Annotated in this window: 12 protein-coding genes; 3 read left to right on the top strand and 9 right to left on the bottom strand. The window is 62.1% G+C overall.

The features are described from left to right. Positions 1-2 precede the first annotated feature (2 nt). From ACOCG7_RS22685 to ACOCG7_RS22670, 4 genes are all read right to left on the bottom strand, one after another. The gene (locus tag ACOCG7_RS22685; protein ID WP_083083503.1) at positions 3-1,052 is read right to left on the bottom strand and encodes an aldo/keto reductase; all 1,050 of its coding nucleotides are present in this window, start codon (positions 1,050-1,052) and stop codon (positions 3-5) included. A gap of 38 nt (positions 1,053-1,090) precedes the next feature. Beyond that, positions 1,091-2,710 (bottom strand): ABC transporter substrate-binding protein, encoded by a 1,620-nt coding sequence (locus tag ACOCG7_RS22680; RefSeq protein WP_347143083.1) that lies wholly within the window; start codon positions 2,708-2,710, stop codon positions 1,091-1,093. 44 nt (positions 2,711-2,754) lie between these two features. Continuing rightward, positions 2,755-3,816, bottom strand: coding sequence for an ABC transporter substrate-binding protein (locus ACOCG7_RS22675; RefSeq protein ID WP_083083505.1), 1,062 nt, complete (start codon positions 3,814-3,816; stop codon positions 2,755-2,757). Positions 3,817-3,887: 71 nt separating this feature from the next. Continuing rightward, positions 3,888-5,108, bottom strand: coding sequence for an LLM class flavin-dependent oxidoreductase (locus ACOCG7_RS22670; RefSeq protein ID WP_083083506.1), 1,221 nt, complete (start codon positions 5,106-5,108; stop codon positions 3,888-3,890). A gap of 408 nt (positions 5,109-5,516) precedes the next feature. Here ACOCG7_RS22670 and ACOCG7_RS22665 point away from each other — a divergent pair, with 408 nt between their 5' ends. Then, on the top strand, positions 5,517-6,062 hold the full coding sequence (locus ACOCG7_RS22665; RefSeq protein ID WP_083083507.1) for an OsmC family protein: 546 nt from the start codon (positions 5,517-5,519) through the stop codon (positions 6,060-6,062). A gap of 185 nt (positions 6,063-6,247) precedes the next feature. Beyond that, positions 6,248-7,753, top strand: a complete 1,506-nt coding sequence (locus ACOCG7_RS22660; protein WP_227470807.1) for an ABC transporter substrate-binding protein — start codon at positions 6,248-6,250, stop codon at positions 7,751-7,753. A gap of 66 nt (positions 7,754-7,819) precedes the next feature. Here the strand turns inward: ACOCG7_RS22660 and ACOCG7_RS22655 are convergent, their stop codons facing one another. From ACOCG7_RS22655 to ACOCG7_RS22635, 5 genes are all read right to left on the bottom strand, one after another. Continuing rightward, on the bottom strand, positions 7,820-8,995 hold the full coding sequence (locus ACOCG7_RS22655; protein ID WP_083083509.1) for an ABC transporter substrate-binding protein: 1,176 nt from the start codon (positions 8,993-8,995) through the stop codon (positions 7,820-7,822). A gap of 147 nt (positions 8,996-9,142) precedes the next feature. Continuing rightward, positions 9,143-9,718, bottom strand: coding sequence for a peroxidase-related enzyme (locus ACOCG7_RS22650; protein ID WP_421380092.1), 576 nt, complete (start codon positions 9,716-9,718; stop codon positions 9,143-9,145). Further along, on the bottom strand, positions 9,715-10,290 hold the full coding sequence (locus ACOCG7_RS22645) for a CMD domain protein (protein WP_083084253.1): 576 nt from the start codon (positions 10,288-10,290) through the stop codon (positions 9,715-9,717). Before ACOCG7_RS22645 ends, ACOCG7_RS22650 begins: the two co-directional genes overlap by 4 nt. 24 nt (positions 10,291-10,314) lie before the next feature. Next, a complete protein-coding gene (locus ACOCG7_RS22640) occupies positions 10,315-11,856 on the bottom strand; it encodes a SidA/IucD/PvdA family monooxygenase (protein WP_083083511.1) in 1,542 nt (513 codons plus the stop codon). Beyond that, complete coding sequence (locus ACOCG7_RS22635; RefSeq protein ID WP_083083512.1) at positions 11,853-12,890, bottom strand: LysR family transcriptional regulator; 1,038 nt, start codon at positions 12,888-12,890, stop codon at positions 11,853-11,855. The genes ACOCG7_RS22640 and ACOCG7_RS22635 overlap by 4 nt, the downstream gene beginning before the upstream one ends. 337 nt (positions 12,891-13,227) lie before the next feature. Between ACOCG7_RS22635 and ACOCG7_RS22630 the strand changes: the two genes are divergently transcribed. Then, entirely contained in the window at positions 13,228-14,406 is a 1,179-nt protein-coding gene (locus tag ACOCG7_RS22630; protein WP_421380087.1) for an ABC transporter substrate-binding protein, read from the top strand. The last annotated feature ends 14 nt before the right edge of the window (positions 14,407-14,420 follow it).

Here is a 14,420-nt window from a genome sequence, read left to right as displayed (position 1 = left end):
GCTCACCCCCGCTGATTGGACGCTTGCCCATCTTCGGCCGCGCCGTGACGCGGGATTCGTCCGAAGAAGGGATGCCCCGGATCGTTGAAGCCCGGCGTGGACGGATGCCCGCTCGCCACCAGCGAATCGACGAACGCTTCGTCTTCGGCCGTGAGGCGGTAGCGCAGCGCCGGCAGATAGTCGAGCCACTGTGCTTCCGTCCGCGGGCCGCCTATCGTCGACGTGATATAGCGACTGTTGAGCACCCAGGCGAGCGCGAACTGCCCGGCTGAGAGCCCCCGTGCTTCGGCATGCTCGTGCACGCGTCGCGCCAGTTCGAGCGATTCCGCGCGCCATTCGGTCTGCTGAAGACGCCGGTCGCTGCGGCCCGCGCGCGTATCGGCTCCTGGTGTCGCGCCCGGTTCGTACTTGCCCGTCAGGACGCCGCGTGCGAGTGGGCTATAGGAAATCACGCCAAGCCCGTAGCGGTACGCGGCCGTCAGTTGCTCCGCCTCGGCCTGGCGGTTGGCGATGTTGTAGAGCGGCTGGCTTGCCACCGGCGCATCGAGTCCGAGTGCCTGCGCCGTGTGGCTGAATTCGGCGATTTTCCACGCGCGATGATTCGACAGTCCGTAGTACCGCAGCTTGCCCGCCTGAATCAGATCGTTCAGCGCCCGCACAGTTTCCTCGACCGGCGTTGCGTGATCTTCGCGATGGATATAGAGCAGGTCGATGTAGTCGGTATTGACGCGTTTCAGGCTGGCGTCGACGGCGCGCACGATGTGCTTGCGAGAAGCGCCCCGCGCATTGACGTCTCCGTCCTGCAGCGGATTGGCGAACTTGGTCGCGAGCACCCAGCGCTCGCGCTGCGCGGCGATACTGCGGCCCACCACGCGCTCGGATTCGCCTTTGGCATAGACGTCCGCCGTATCGATCGAATTCACGCCGTGTTCCTGCGCCTGATCGATGATGCGCGCGGCGCTTGCTTCGTCGGTGGGGCCGCCGAACATCATCGTGCCGAGCGTCAGCGTCGAGACCTTGATGCCGCTGCGGCCGAGTTGTCTGTATTCCATGTGAGTCGGATTCCGTGAGAGAGTGAGTCGGGAGAGTTTCAGCGTTGTAGCCACACGTCGGCGAAGCTGGCCGATAGGCCGTCCGGCGAGATCGTATGGTTGTGCACCGCACGCGAGTAGACGGTCAGGTATTGCGGCGAAACCAGATTGATGTCCGGCAGATCGCGTTCGAGAATGCGTTGAATCTGCGAGAAGAGTTGCTTGCGCTTCGTTTCGTCGGTTTCCTCGGCGACCTGTGCGAACAGTTGATCGATTTCCGGATTGCTGTAATGGGAACCGTTGGTGAAGGGCACGCCGCGCCGGAAATTGTTGGTCGTGTAAAGACGCGCCACGCCGACCACCGGATCGAACAGATTGCTCATGCCGTTGATCGAAAAATCGAAATCGCGATCCGTGTAGATTCGCTTCAGATAAGCGGGCAGATCCTGACTGCGCACGGTGACGGCAATGCCTACGCGAGCCAGTGCCGACTTCACGTACGCGGCGGTGCGCGCGGGCAAATCGCCGATCGGCAGCGGGTCGACGGTGAGGGCAAAACGCGTGCCGTCGGCTTTACGCGGATAGCCGGCTTCGTCGAGAAGCGCGTTGGCGTGCTCCACGTTGAACGGATATGGCGTGGGCGCGGGGTCGTAGTAAGGGCTCGACGGAATGATCGGACTCGCGAGCGGCGTCGCATAGCCGTAGTAGATGACCTTGCGGATGACCTCACGATCGAGCGACGAGGCGATCGCCTGCCGCACTTTCGGATTCTTCAGCACCGGGTTGTCCAGGTTGAATTCGATGCGTGCCACGCCCGCCTGGAATTCATAGCCGCGAGTCTCGACAGCGAGTTTCGGGTTGGCCTTGAGGCGCTCGACATCCGACAGGGGTACCGGCGAATCGCCGCTCAGGTCCACTGAACCATCTTCGAATGCGACGGTGCGAGCGGCCGGATCGTTGATCACCTTCACCACAATGCGATCGAGCCACGGCTTGCCTTTGTCCCAGTAGTCGTCGTTGCGCACGTATTCGACATAACTGCCGCGCACCCATTTGACGAAGCGAAACGGACCGGTGCCGATCGGCGCGTTGTTCGCGGGATTGGTCTGCACGTCCGTGCCTTCGTAGATATGTTTCGGCACGATTGGCGTTTCCGACGAGGAAAACGCCTTGATCAGATAGGGCGCCGGTTTCGACAGCGTAATCACAACCGTATAAGGGTCCGGCGTCGTGACGTCGGTGACGTTGGCGAAGGTCGTTTTGGCGCGCGGGTGCACCTGTCTGAGCGTCTGGATCGAATACGCGACATCGGCAGACGTGAAGGGTTTGCCGTCGTGCCATTTCACGCCGTGGCGCAAGTGAAACACGTATTTACGGCTGTCGTCGCTCACTTCCCAGGAGGTGGCGAGCGAAGCCTTCGGTTGAAACTTGAAGTCGTATTCCAGCAGGCCTTCGACGACTTTAGGGCTGACCTTCAGCACGTTGGTCGCCGTGGTGGCGAGATCGACCAGCGCCGTCGGCTCCGGTGTGACGACGAAAGTAAGTGTGCCGCCGCGGGTTTGTGCGTGCGACTGCGCAGCAGTCAGTGCGACGATCAGGGTGGCCGCCAGGCCGATCACGCGTTTGAACAGACGTGCGGCGCGGCGGCCTCGCGCCGCCTGCGTTGTGACATAAGCCATCGTGGGGTGATGTAAGAGAAGAAAAAGGGAGAGGTGTTGCGGGATCAGCTGGTGGACGCAGCTGGTTCAGAGCGGCGCGCGAGTGCGGCGCGCAGAGGTGCGGGGTCGACCCACGTGTCGAAATCGAAATCCGACGCAATGAAGCCCCACTTGAACAGAAATTGCTTGAAGTCGGCGAGAGCCGCGAGCGCCTGCGGATCGAGCCCGATCGTCAACTGCCGATGCAGTCCACCGGGATAGGCGCGCTCCACCCAGTGCTCGGCGCTGCGCGTTTCACGGGCCACGTAGTGCGCTACATCGCCCGCATGACGCTCCGCCCATGCGCCGGTGTCCAACGTGCGCGCCAGTACCCGTTCGACCAGATCGGGGCGTTCACGCAGCAGTCGCGCGTCCACCGTCAGCGGGCGCGGCGTGCCGTTATTCGCATGCAGCGTGCGATTAGGCTGCGCGCTAATGTCCACGAGAATCCGTGCATTGAGCAGGTTCGCGATATCTAGCCCGGTCGCGCCTTTGACGAATACGACATCGGCTTCGCCGCGCAACAGCGCTTCGGCCTCGCGGGCGAATTCGTGCGAACGCTGCGCGTCGAGCCATTCGGCAAGCGGCGCATCGGCGGCGGGTTTGGCGTCTTCGAGACTGAGCGGCGTATGCAGCAGATCCACCAGATCGATATCTTCGAGCTGCACTCCCAGCACGCTCAGCAACGAAGAAAAACCGCGCAATGCAGTCGCCCGATGAAAGTCGACCACACCGGCGCGCGTATTGAGCGGAAATCCGAAGCGGCGCCCGACCAGCGCATCCGGACTCGCTTCCAGATGCCGGTCGAGCGTGATCAACGCCTGGAACTCGTCCACCCAGCTCAGGCCGATCAGGCGCGTATCGCTGCCGCGAGCGCGCGCCCAGAGCGCGGGAATATTGCCGCCCTGGCGGAACGACCAGGGCTGCGCATGAGTGAAATGCGAGCGGCGAATGTTCACGTCGTCGGCGTCCTGCAGCGCCTGAACGTCGATTCCGTCAGCCGCGAGTTCTGCTTCGAGCCAGCCTTTCTGCACGGCAATGCCGAACGGGGTAGGGGCGGGGCAACGCGTGTACCAGAGGCGGCTCATACAGTGACCTTATGGTTGAAGAGAAGCTGGCGATCGCGATACGGCGTACGCCTTCGAACAAGCGCGTGTTATCAGAACCTGAGCCCTGCTTCGCGCAACAACGGCAATACGCGCTCGCCGAAGAAATCGAGGTCCGGCTGAAAATCGAAGAAGCTCAACTGCACGCCGTCGATACCGGCCGCGTGAAGGCGCACGATGTAATCGGCGATCTGCTGCGGCGAGCCGACGATCGAGATGTTGCCCCCCACCGCACGTGCGGCTGCCTGATTGCGCTGCTCGGCGTTGCCACGCCACGCGTGCGCGTCGCTGTCGAAACGATGGAAACTGCCTTCGTCGCCATGCGCCACGATTGCGTCGCGATACGAAAGCGCTTCGGCCTCGGTCTCGCGGCAAATCACCATGGGATTGATCAAGGTGCGGATCTTGCGGCCGTGTTTCGCAGCGGCGGCTTTCACGCGCGCCGTATGCGCGGGCAGTGCCGCCAACGCGCCTTCGATTTCTGAGCCGGCCGGACTCGTGATGAACACCACATCCGAGTAACGCGCGGCGAAGTCGATACCCGCGTCCGAACCGGTGGCATTCACGAGCAGAGGACGGCCGTACTGCGGTTTGGGCGTCACGAACGCCTTGTCGAGCTTCCAGGTGGAGCGCGCGGGCGCGTAGCTGAAATTGTCGGGCTGCGCCCAAAGCTGCTGCACGGCGTCGAGAAACTCCGCAGCAAGCTCGTAGCGCCGGTCATGCTCGATACGCTGCCAGCCGAACATTTCATGTTCGATCGCGCGATGGCCGGTGACCACATTGATGCCCCATCGCCCCTTTGAAATGTGATCGAGCGTCGCGCTGAATTTGGCGAAGTGAAGCGGATGCCACGGGCCGTACAGCACGTGACAGGTGGCGACCAGAATGATGCGTTGGGTGCGTGCCGTCATCGCCGCGAGCGACATGAACGAGTCGAGCGCTTCACCGTTGAATACGCCGCCGTAACCGCCTTTCGGCAGCCATTGCGATAGCGCGAAGACAAGATCGAAGCCCAGCGCCTCGGCTTTTTGCACCAGCGCCAGGTTGTAGTCGAAGTTCCAGTCCGTCGTTCGGGGCAGCGTCGATGCACTCCAGCCGCCGGCCTGAATCGGCAGAAACAGCCCTAGCAGCAGCGGTTGTTCGAGAGCGCGCGTGACCGGGCTCCCGGCGAACGTGGCAGGCGAACGGACGGGAACAAAGGGCGTGGCGGTGCGCGGTTCTTCAGCGGGCGATGTCGAAGCCTTAAGTTGAGCAGCGAGGATGGGTTGAGTCACTGTGATGGTCCGTGCCGTTTGGCGTGAAGAGCGTGTTCGTTCGGGCAGCTCACATCTCACGCCATTTGTGGCGGACGACATTCGCGGCACGACGCCAACGCTCGCGTGAATGAAGTAGATCATGCAAGTTTTGGAATGCAAACCAACGAATTCTGCTTTTCAATTGAGGCGGCCGATGCTGCGCGGCCGTGCTGCTATAGCGGAGATATCGTGAGTCGCGGCGAGAACGCGCGGACGCAGAATTTTGCGGAAAGAAACGAAGCAGCGGTGTAAGCAAAGCAGAATCGCTTGGTTCGCTTCGGGGGATCGGGTCGCTATCTTGTCTTGCGCAGCGAGGATGGCTGGCTGCGGTTAGCGTTACTTCCCCTCTTTCATTTTGCCGTTAGACAGACCAACTAACCCCGAATCATGACAACCCTGAACGAGTATCTCGTAGAAAAGCGTGCAGCCTGGATTGCGAAGCGCGAGGCGGCGCGCAAAGATCCGGATATCAAGGCCAACAGGTTGAAAGCCACCGTGCGCGCGTTGGGGCGAAGCGGAGTGCGTGAAATTCGCATCCGCGATTTTCAGGTGATCAGCGACAGTCCAACGGATTTTGCGGGCTACAACCTTGGCCCCGCTTCGCCCGAATTGCAACTCGGTGTGCTCGGAAGCTGTATCACGCATATCACGCTGATTCAGGCGGCGGAGCGGCAACTGCGGATCGATTCGATCGATGTCGAAGTGACCGGCGAGCAGCATCCGCTCGCACAGCAACCCGGCTTTGAAAACGTGCCGATCTATCCGCACAACATTCGTTACACGCTCGACATCGTCTCGCCCGAGTCGTCCGAAGCGATTCGCGCGCTGCATGATGCGGTTGAAGCCGTGTGCCCGATCTTCAATCTGCTCAAGAATCCGCAGACTATCGTCGGTGAGTTGACGCATGTGAGTGCTGTGGCGCCAACCTTCTGAAACGGGCCGGATATACACTGCAAAGCTAATGACTTTTGCTTGCTTTTGGTTCCTTTCGACGCACCTTACTATCCGTCATTCCAATAAGAAAGAGGATACGTATGAGCTTGCAAAACGGGATACGCCGAACCCTTTCCGCCGCGGCGTTTGCTTTCGCATTGACTGGCGCCTATCTGGCGCCCGCTATGGCGGCGCCCAATCATGGCGGGACACTCACGTGGCTCGTCACGCCCGAACCCGCGTCGATCGTTCCTCTAACCACGACTGCCGGAGGCAACGCGGAGATTGGACCCAAGGTGGTCGAAGGATTGCTGACCTACGACAAGGACCTCAATCCTCAACCGCTGCTGGCTACCGCATGGTCGGTCAGTAAGGACGGCCTTCAATATCGCTTCACATTGCGTCGTGGCGTGAAGTGGCACGACGGCAAGCCGTTCACTTCCGCCGACGTCGCTTTTTCGATTCTGACGCTCAAGCAGGTGCACCCGCGTGGACGGAGCACCTTCGCAAACGTGGTCGATGTCAAAACGCCGGACCCCTTCACAGCGATCATCGAACTGTCGAAACCTGCGCCATTTCTGCTGACCGCGCTTTCCGGTTCCGAGTCGCCGATCATCCCGAAGCACCTGTACGAAGGCACCGATATCGCAACCAACCCGCACAACAGCGCGCCGGTCGGCACGGGGCCGTTCATTTACAAATCGTTCGTGCACGGCAGCTATATTCTTCTCGAACGCAATCCGGACTACTGGGACAAGCCCAAGCCGTATGTCGACAAGATCATCGTGCGCTTTCTTCCGGACGGCGCAGCCCGCGCCGCCGCGCTTGAATCAGGCGCCGCCAATCTCGGCGATCAGGCAATCCCGTTATCCGACGTCAAGCGCTTCACGACGCTTCCCGGCTTCACGGTGGATACGACCAACTGGCCGTACGTCAGCAACCATCAGCAGTTGATCTTCAATCTAGATACGCCGGTTCTCAAAGACAAGGCGGTGCGTAAGGCGATTTCCCAGGCGGTGGATGTCAATGCATTGAATCGCGTAGTCTGGTATGGATATGGACAGGTTTCCGCTGCGGCCATCGGCGCGGCCAACACGAAGTATCACGACGCCGACATTCATTACTTTCCGTATGACGTGGCCCAAGCCAACGCCGCACTAGATGCTGCCGGCTTCACGCGTGGTGCGGACGGGAAGCGCTTCAAATTGCGCCTGCTGTTCAACCCGTTCCAGGACCCGCGTGCTGCAGACTTCGTGCGGCAGTCGCTGGCGCGGATCGGGATTGACGGCGAGATCGAAAGTTATGACTTTGCGACTTATGTGAAGAAGGCATATACCGATCGCGCGTTCGATATCACGCTCGAAGCGCTTTCCAATGTATTCGACCCAACGGTGGGCGTGCAGCGCGTGTTCTGGTCGAAGAACTTCAAGATTGGACTGCCGTTCTCCAACGCGGCGCACTATTCGAATCCGGAAGTCGACCGTTTGCTGGAAGCCGCTTCGGTGGAGACCGACGAAGGCAAGCGCCGCCAGCTATTCTTCAAGTTCCAGCAAATCGTTCACGACGATATTCCGTCGATCGAATTCGGGGCGAACCCGAGCATTACGGTCGTATCGAAGAAGGTGAAGGACTATGCGCCGACCGGGGAAGGCCTGCGCGGGAATTTTGCTGATCTGTATATTCAGCCGTAATGGGCTGGCGGCAGAGTGAGTGCGGTCTCGCGCTTCGTCATCGAGGCATGCCGTATCTCTCCACCTTCACTTTGCCGCCACCGCCGCCTTGCTTCCGAGCAGCGCCCATTCCCCATTCTCGACAACGAGATTCACGCTTTTCACGCCGATCACGCGACGCGTTACCGGATCGAATGTCGCCTTTCCGAACACCACGCTCGGCACGTCGTGCAACTTCGGCAGCGCGTCACGCACGCCGCGCCGATCGAGCCCGCCTGAACGCAGCGCATAAGCAGCGATGATCGTAGCGTCGTACGCAAACGCGTTGAAGGCATCCGGTTGATGATGGTACTTTGCCTCGAAGCTGCGCACGAAATGCTGAACCTCGGGGTTTGGATCGCCCGGGAAAAAGCTGGTATTGGTGGTCACGCCATTGACGGCCTCGCCGCCCAACTCCATGAACTTCGGCGAGTACACTGAGCTGGCCGCCACGATCGGCAGGCCGATGCCGCTCGCACGCGCCTGACGCACGATTTGCGCGCCGTCCGAGTAGTACGAAATCAGCACCAGTGCATCGGGTTTCGTATCGCGCACGCGCAACAGCGTCGCGCGAAAATCCTTGTCCGTGGGCTGATAACCTTCGGCGGCCACAACGGTTGCGCCGCGCGCGGCCGCTGCCTTCACGAACACATCCTTGCTCGCGCGACCCCAGTCGGTATTCTGGAACAACACGGCGACATGCCTGAAGCCCTGCTTGACAGCGAGGTCCGCGAGCAGAGGCTGGGCATCCGCCTGGCTGACCGAAGGGCTCCAGATAAAGTCGCCGCCCTTGGTGAAGTCAGGATGCGAGTTGGTGAAACCCAATTGCACGAGACCGGCGCGCTGGTAGATCGGCGAGGCGGCCATCGAAGCGGGGCTCGAGAAGTCGCCGAGTTCGATCAGAATGCGCTTGTCATCGACGAATTTCTGCGCGATGCCCACCGCCTGGCGCGGATCGCTCTGGCTGTCTTCGAACACGTACTGCAACGGCCGGCCGTTGACGCCGCCCTGACTGTTGATCTCGTCGAGCGCGAGGTCGAAGCCAGCTTTCCATTGGGCGCCATATTGCGCGTTCGGACCGGTCAAGGGTCCGCTCACGCCGAAGAAAAGCGGCTCGCCGCTTGCGGGCGCCGCGAACGAAACTCCGTGGAAGGAGAGGGCAAGCGCGACCCCGGCAAGCGTAAAAACGCGCCGGGACAACGAAAGCGGACGCGAGGCAGACATGGCGGTTCCCCCGAAATGATTTGGATTACGAGTCTCCGCCGCATCCCATAGCGCGGCAACGAAGCGATGGGCATATCCATATTCGGTGACCGCAGTAGCGCGGCCCACTGCGCCCCGCTGCGGCGTCGCTGCAACGCGAAGCGAGCGTCAGGCTGGAAACACCGGCTCGCCTAAAGTCAGCATCAGCCGGTTTGCCCACGCGAAGATCGCAATCGCATGGCTCAGATCGAGAATCTGCGTATCGTCGAGCCCGACGCCGCGAAGCGCGTCGAGCGAAGCCGGGCTGATCGTTTCGGGATCCAGCGTGAGATCGATCGCGTACCTGACAATGGCGCGTTCGCGTTCCGTCGTGCCGGCACTTTCAGGGTCCGAGAAAATCTGCTGGATCACGTCGTCGCGTTTGGCGAGTTGCTGGAAACGCTGCGCATGCACCGAAGCGCAGTACACGCAGCCGTTGACGCGCGACACGACGGTGCTCGCCAGTTCGCGCTCCGCGCGCGACAGGCCGCCGGTCGCATACATGATGCTGTTGAACGCGCCGGAACGCTGCCGCAGAATTTCCGCTCCGTGCACGAGCAGCAGGTAATAGTCGGACGTCTTCGCTTGCGGGTGACTCGTCTCCAGCACAGCGGTCTGCGCGGGCGATGCCTGCGCGAGCGGGACCGTATCGAGCCATGCGCGCCAGCCGAGCGTCTGCGAGGTGAATCCGTGATCCGCGCTCATGCCTGTGCCTCCAGTGCGCGCAATGCGGCAACGACCCGCAACTGATAGGTAACGAACGCGACCAGTTGCGCGAGTGCGACGATCGCACCGGTTGTCAGGCCGGCCGCCTTTAACTGGGCGAGGGCGGACTTGCCCGTATCTGCAGGGTGAAGCACGAGGTCTTCGGTATGCACGAGGATCGCCGCAAGCCGCGGGTCGGCGCTAATAAGCGTCCCCACGGTGCCGGCGGGCGCCGTGCGATGTTGCGCGATAGCATCGAGCAATGAGCCCGTTGCATCCGCTTCGTTTCCAGCCTGCGCATCGAGAGCCAGCAAACGTTCGCGATACGCTTGTGCGGTACGTTGGGAGCGCGAGAGCAGCGCGGCATACCAGGCGGCGTAGAGGCGCTCACGCAGCTTCAGATCGGCGAGCTCGTGCGAAAACAGCGCATCGTGGCTGCCTTGCGTGTAGCGGGTCGCATCGGCGCGGAAGGCGCGCAGCGCGGCGACAGGGCCATTGGGCGCAAGTCCGGCCAGTGTGGCAACGAAGTCATCGGTTGCGGCGGCGGAGGTGGGTTCCGTTAATGCGGGCATGAGATAGAGGTCCGTCAAAAAAAGTCAGGCGGTGGTGTCGATCGCGCGAATGTCGACGTCGGCGTCGGCCCATTCGTCTCCGGCGAGTTCGGCAGTGTCGAACGCTTGCAGTGCGGCGTAGTGCGCGTCCCGATCGGCGTCGAACAGCATTGCGGCGATTGTGCGTGCCAGACGTTGCGCGCCGTCGCTGATCGCGGGGATATCGCCGGCGACCTTGCCATGCGTCAGACTCGCGCCGTGATTGAAGCTGTGAATGTGCGAAAGCGCCGGACAGGTACCCGCAATCCGTTCCTGCAACGCGAAGTTGCGGTCGAGGTCCGGCGAGCTGGCGAGGTCGTCGCTCCACAATTCGGGCGTGGGCTCGAAGCGGTCGCGCCAGCGGCGCACATGCGGCGCGATCAACGCGAACTCGTCGCGTGTGTCGATCTCTGAGTGAAAACCCGTCGCGAAGATCAAATAATCGAGCGCGTAGCGGCCCCTCGGCGTATCGACGATTACCGTTTGGCCCTCGTGGCTCACGCGTGTGAGCGGGCTGGACAGATGCAATTTCGCGTGCGGGTACTTCGCGACGCGCAGCACGCTGTCACGCGGCGGCGGCGCTTGCGTCAACGCGGAGTAATGCAGGAAGCGCCATTTCCATTCATCAGGCAGGTTGGCGAAACCATGCACGAGTCCGGGACTGCCGATGCCGGTCAGCTTGTTGATGCGAGGCAACGCATCGCGGCGCACGAATAGATCGACTTGCGCCGCGCCGGCTTCGAGCGCGGTCGCCGCGTTGTCGAACGCCGATGCGCTTGCGCCCACCACGCCGACCCGCTTGCCGCGCAACGCGTCGAAGTCGATCGCATCGGACGAATGGGCGCGCAGGTGCAACGGAAGATCGCGTGCCACTTCGGGAATGAACGGGCCGCCAAGGCCTTCACGTCCGGTTGCCAGCACGACATGTCGGGCCAGCACGGTTTCGCGCTGCACGTGTTGCGCTTGCCCGGTCGGGTTCGACGTGTGGTTTGCCGGAGAGTTTGCCGGAGAGTTGGCCGGCCCGTGCACGAGGTCGAGTTCGATCAGGCCGTCGCTTCGCGGGCGCAGCAACTCGACGCGCGTATTGTTGCGCACCGGCAAATCGAGCACCTTGCGATACCAGCGCAAATAGTCCATCCATTGCGTACGCGGAATCTTGTAGAGCGCATTCCATTGCTCGCGACCAAACTGGGCTTCGTACCAGGCGCGGAACGTCAGCGCCGGCAGGCGCAGCGCCGGTCCGGTGAGTTGCTTCGGCGAGCGCAGGGTCTGCATACGCGCGTAGGTCACCCACGGACCTTCCTGGCCTTCTGGCGCCTGATCGAAAAGCCGCTGGTTGTCGACGCCCAGCAAACTCAACTCCGCACTTGCCGCGAGTCCCGCCATGCCCGCGCCGATAATGGCGACGTCGAGCACGCGTTGCGCGTCGACGTTGCGCGGCGGCACCCAGGACGGCGCGGGAAGTTCCAGCCAGCCGAGGTCTTCGCGGAGCCGGGCTTCAAGCGCGGCCAACGGAGCGGACGCGGGCGGACGGTTCAATGCGGTCATGCCGAAACTCCAGGGTCGCGGTGAGTGGAGGAAGAACGGGTGTGCTCGCCGGCGCTGTCTGCGTGGTCCGTACTATCCGCACGATCGTGGGCGACCAGTGCGCCGTGCTGCGACGCCTCGTGACGGACCGCGCCTGGCAGCAAAGCGTGCGACACATCGGCAAGCGTCTCGATCATTGCGTCCACGGCGCCGCTGCGCGGACGGCCCGACAGCGTGACTACGCCGTACAGAAACGCAATCGAGACGTCGAGCGGACGCACTTCGAGATCGGCCAGGCGCAGGCCGAACGCCGTCACTGGATCGACAATGGCGACCCCGAGTTTTTGCTGTGCCGCCATCATGGCGTTCAGCGACGCGTTGGTTTCCAGCGCGACGTGAAGTGCAACGCCGGCCTGACCGAACGCTCGATCGATGCGGTTGCGCAGCCGATAGCGATTGGCAAGCGTAGCGACCGGCTGTGCGGCCAGGCGCGCAATCGGCAATACGGCTTCGTGCGTCAGCGGGTCGTCGCGATGCAGCACGGCCACGCACGGCGCTTCGATGATGTAGTGCACGTCGAGTGCAGCGTGATCCAGCGGTAGCGTGGCGATGCCGATATCGGCGGCACGCGAAAGCAGCGCCTGCACCACCTGTTCGGCCGACGCACTGCGCAGTTGCGTGTCGCCGCGAGTGTGTTCTTCAGGATGAGCGTGCCCCAGCTTTGCGATGGCGCGCGGCGCCAATGCCGCGGCAAGCGCGGGCGTCGCGACGATGCGCAGCGGCAGGGGCTCGTTGCGGCCAATGGCGCGCGCACTGGCACGGATCGCGTCGAGACCGATCAGCGAGCGCTCCACTTCGTCATAGAGCAGGAATGCACGACTCGTCGGCGACACGCGCGGTCCTTTCCGCTCGAACAGCGCGTAGCCGATCTCCTGTTCGAGATCCTGGATCGTTCTCGTCACGCCGGGCTGCGAACGGCGCAGCAAACGCGCCGCACCGGTGATGCTGCCCGTCGACATGACGGCTGAGAACGCTTCGAGTTGATGCAACTCCATGCGACGCCTCATCCATGTGATGCGTGCATTCTAGAGGCCGTTGCATGCTCGATTCTTATAATAAATTCGGCTATGTATCTGAAGAAAGTTGCGGTCCGCCAGCACGCGATCGAGTGCCGGACGCTGACCTCGCATGCCATGAAGACGCGGAAAAGCCCATGAAACAGGGGGTTTCTGGATAAACCGTGACCTCGCTCAAGCCCGGCGCAACGCGTAATCGAACCGGCTCATAAGCATAGCGGTTAAACGGGAATAAGCTTTGACACTTATCTTCGTTGGCCGGCTTTCAGGCTACATGGTTACATCGTCTCACTCTATTTCATGGCGTGAGCAAAGCATGTCGATTCTGTGGAACAACAAGCGCGGTGCAGCCCGCACGCTGCTTCAACTGGCCGGCGCACTGACCATTGCCTTCGGCGGCACGATGTCGGCGGCCAACGCGGCAGATCCTTACTGGGTCGGCGTGACGGGACCGCTGAGCGGCCAGGATGCGCAATACGGCGAGCAGTGGAAACGCGGTTTCGATCTCGCGCTCGAACAGATCAACGGCAACGGCGGCATCAACGGCCATCCGCTTAGCTACGACTTCGAAGACAGCCGCAGCGATCCGCGCCAGGCGGTAGCCATTGCGCAGAAGTTCGTCGACGACAAGCGCATTCTTCTCGAGCTGGGCGATCTGTCGAGCGGCGCGTCGATGGCCGCGTCGCCGGTCTACCAGCGCGCGGGCCTCGTGCAGTTCGGCTTCACCAACTCGCATCCGGACTTCACCAAAGGCGGCGATTACATGTGGAGCACGGCGATCAGCCAGGCGGAGGAACAGCCGATGCTCGCGCACTACGTGACCAAAGGGCTCGGCTTCAAAAAGATCGCCGTGCTGTACCTGAATACCGACTGGGGACGCACGAGTAAAGACATCTTCGCGAAGGCCGCTACGGCGAACGGCGCTCAAGTCGTTGCGGCCGAAGCCTATCAGCCGACCGAAAAAGATTTTCGCGCGACGCTTACGCGCGTGCGCAGCGCGGACCCGGACTCGATCGTACTCATTTCCTACTACTCGGACGGTGCGCAGATTGTTCGCCAGGCGCGTGCGGCCGGCGTGCATGCGCCGATCGCTGCAGTGGGCTCGGTGTATTCCCCCAAGTTTCTCGATCTGGGCGGCCCCGCGGTGAATGGCGTTTATACGGAGTCGAACTTCTTCCCCGGCGACCCGCGACCGGAAGTGCAGAGCTTCGTGCAGCGCTACCGCGCCAGATACGGCGCGGAGCCGGACACCTTCGCCGCGCGCGCCTACGACGCGATGATTCTCGCAAGCGAAGTCATCCGCCGTTACGGCGCGGACCGCATAGCGGTACATGACGGATTCGCGAAAATCAACGACGTGCCGAGCGTGATCTTCGGCAAGTTCAAATTCGATCCGCAGACGCGCCGCGTGGCCGGTGCAAAGAATCTTGATCTGATGGTCAAGGACGGCAAATTCGCGTTGTGGGACGGCGTGAGCCCCGTGCACGCGCAATGATCGAACCCAGGACA

Source organism: Paraburkholderia sp. DD10 (assembly GCF_049177125.1).
Lineage (GTDB): Bacteria > Pseudomonadota > Gammaproteobacteria > Burkholderiales > Burkholderiaceae > Paraburkholderia > Paraburkholderia terricola.
Note: the sequence above shows the minus strand (reverse complement) of the source record. Positions and strands in the feature narration are given on the sequence as shown.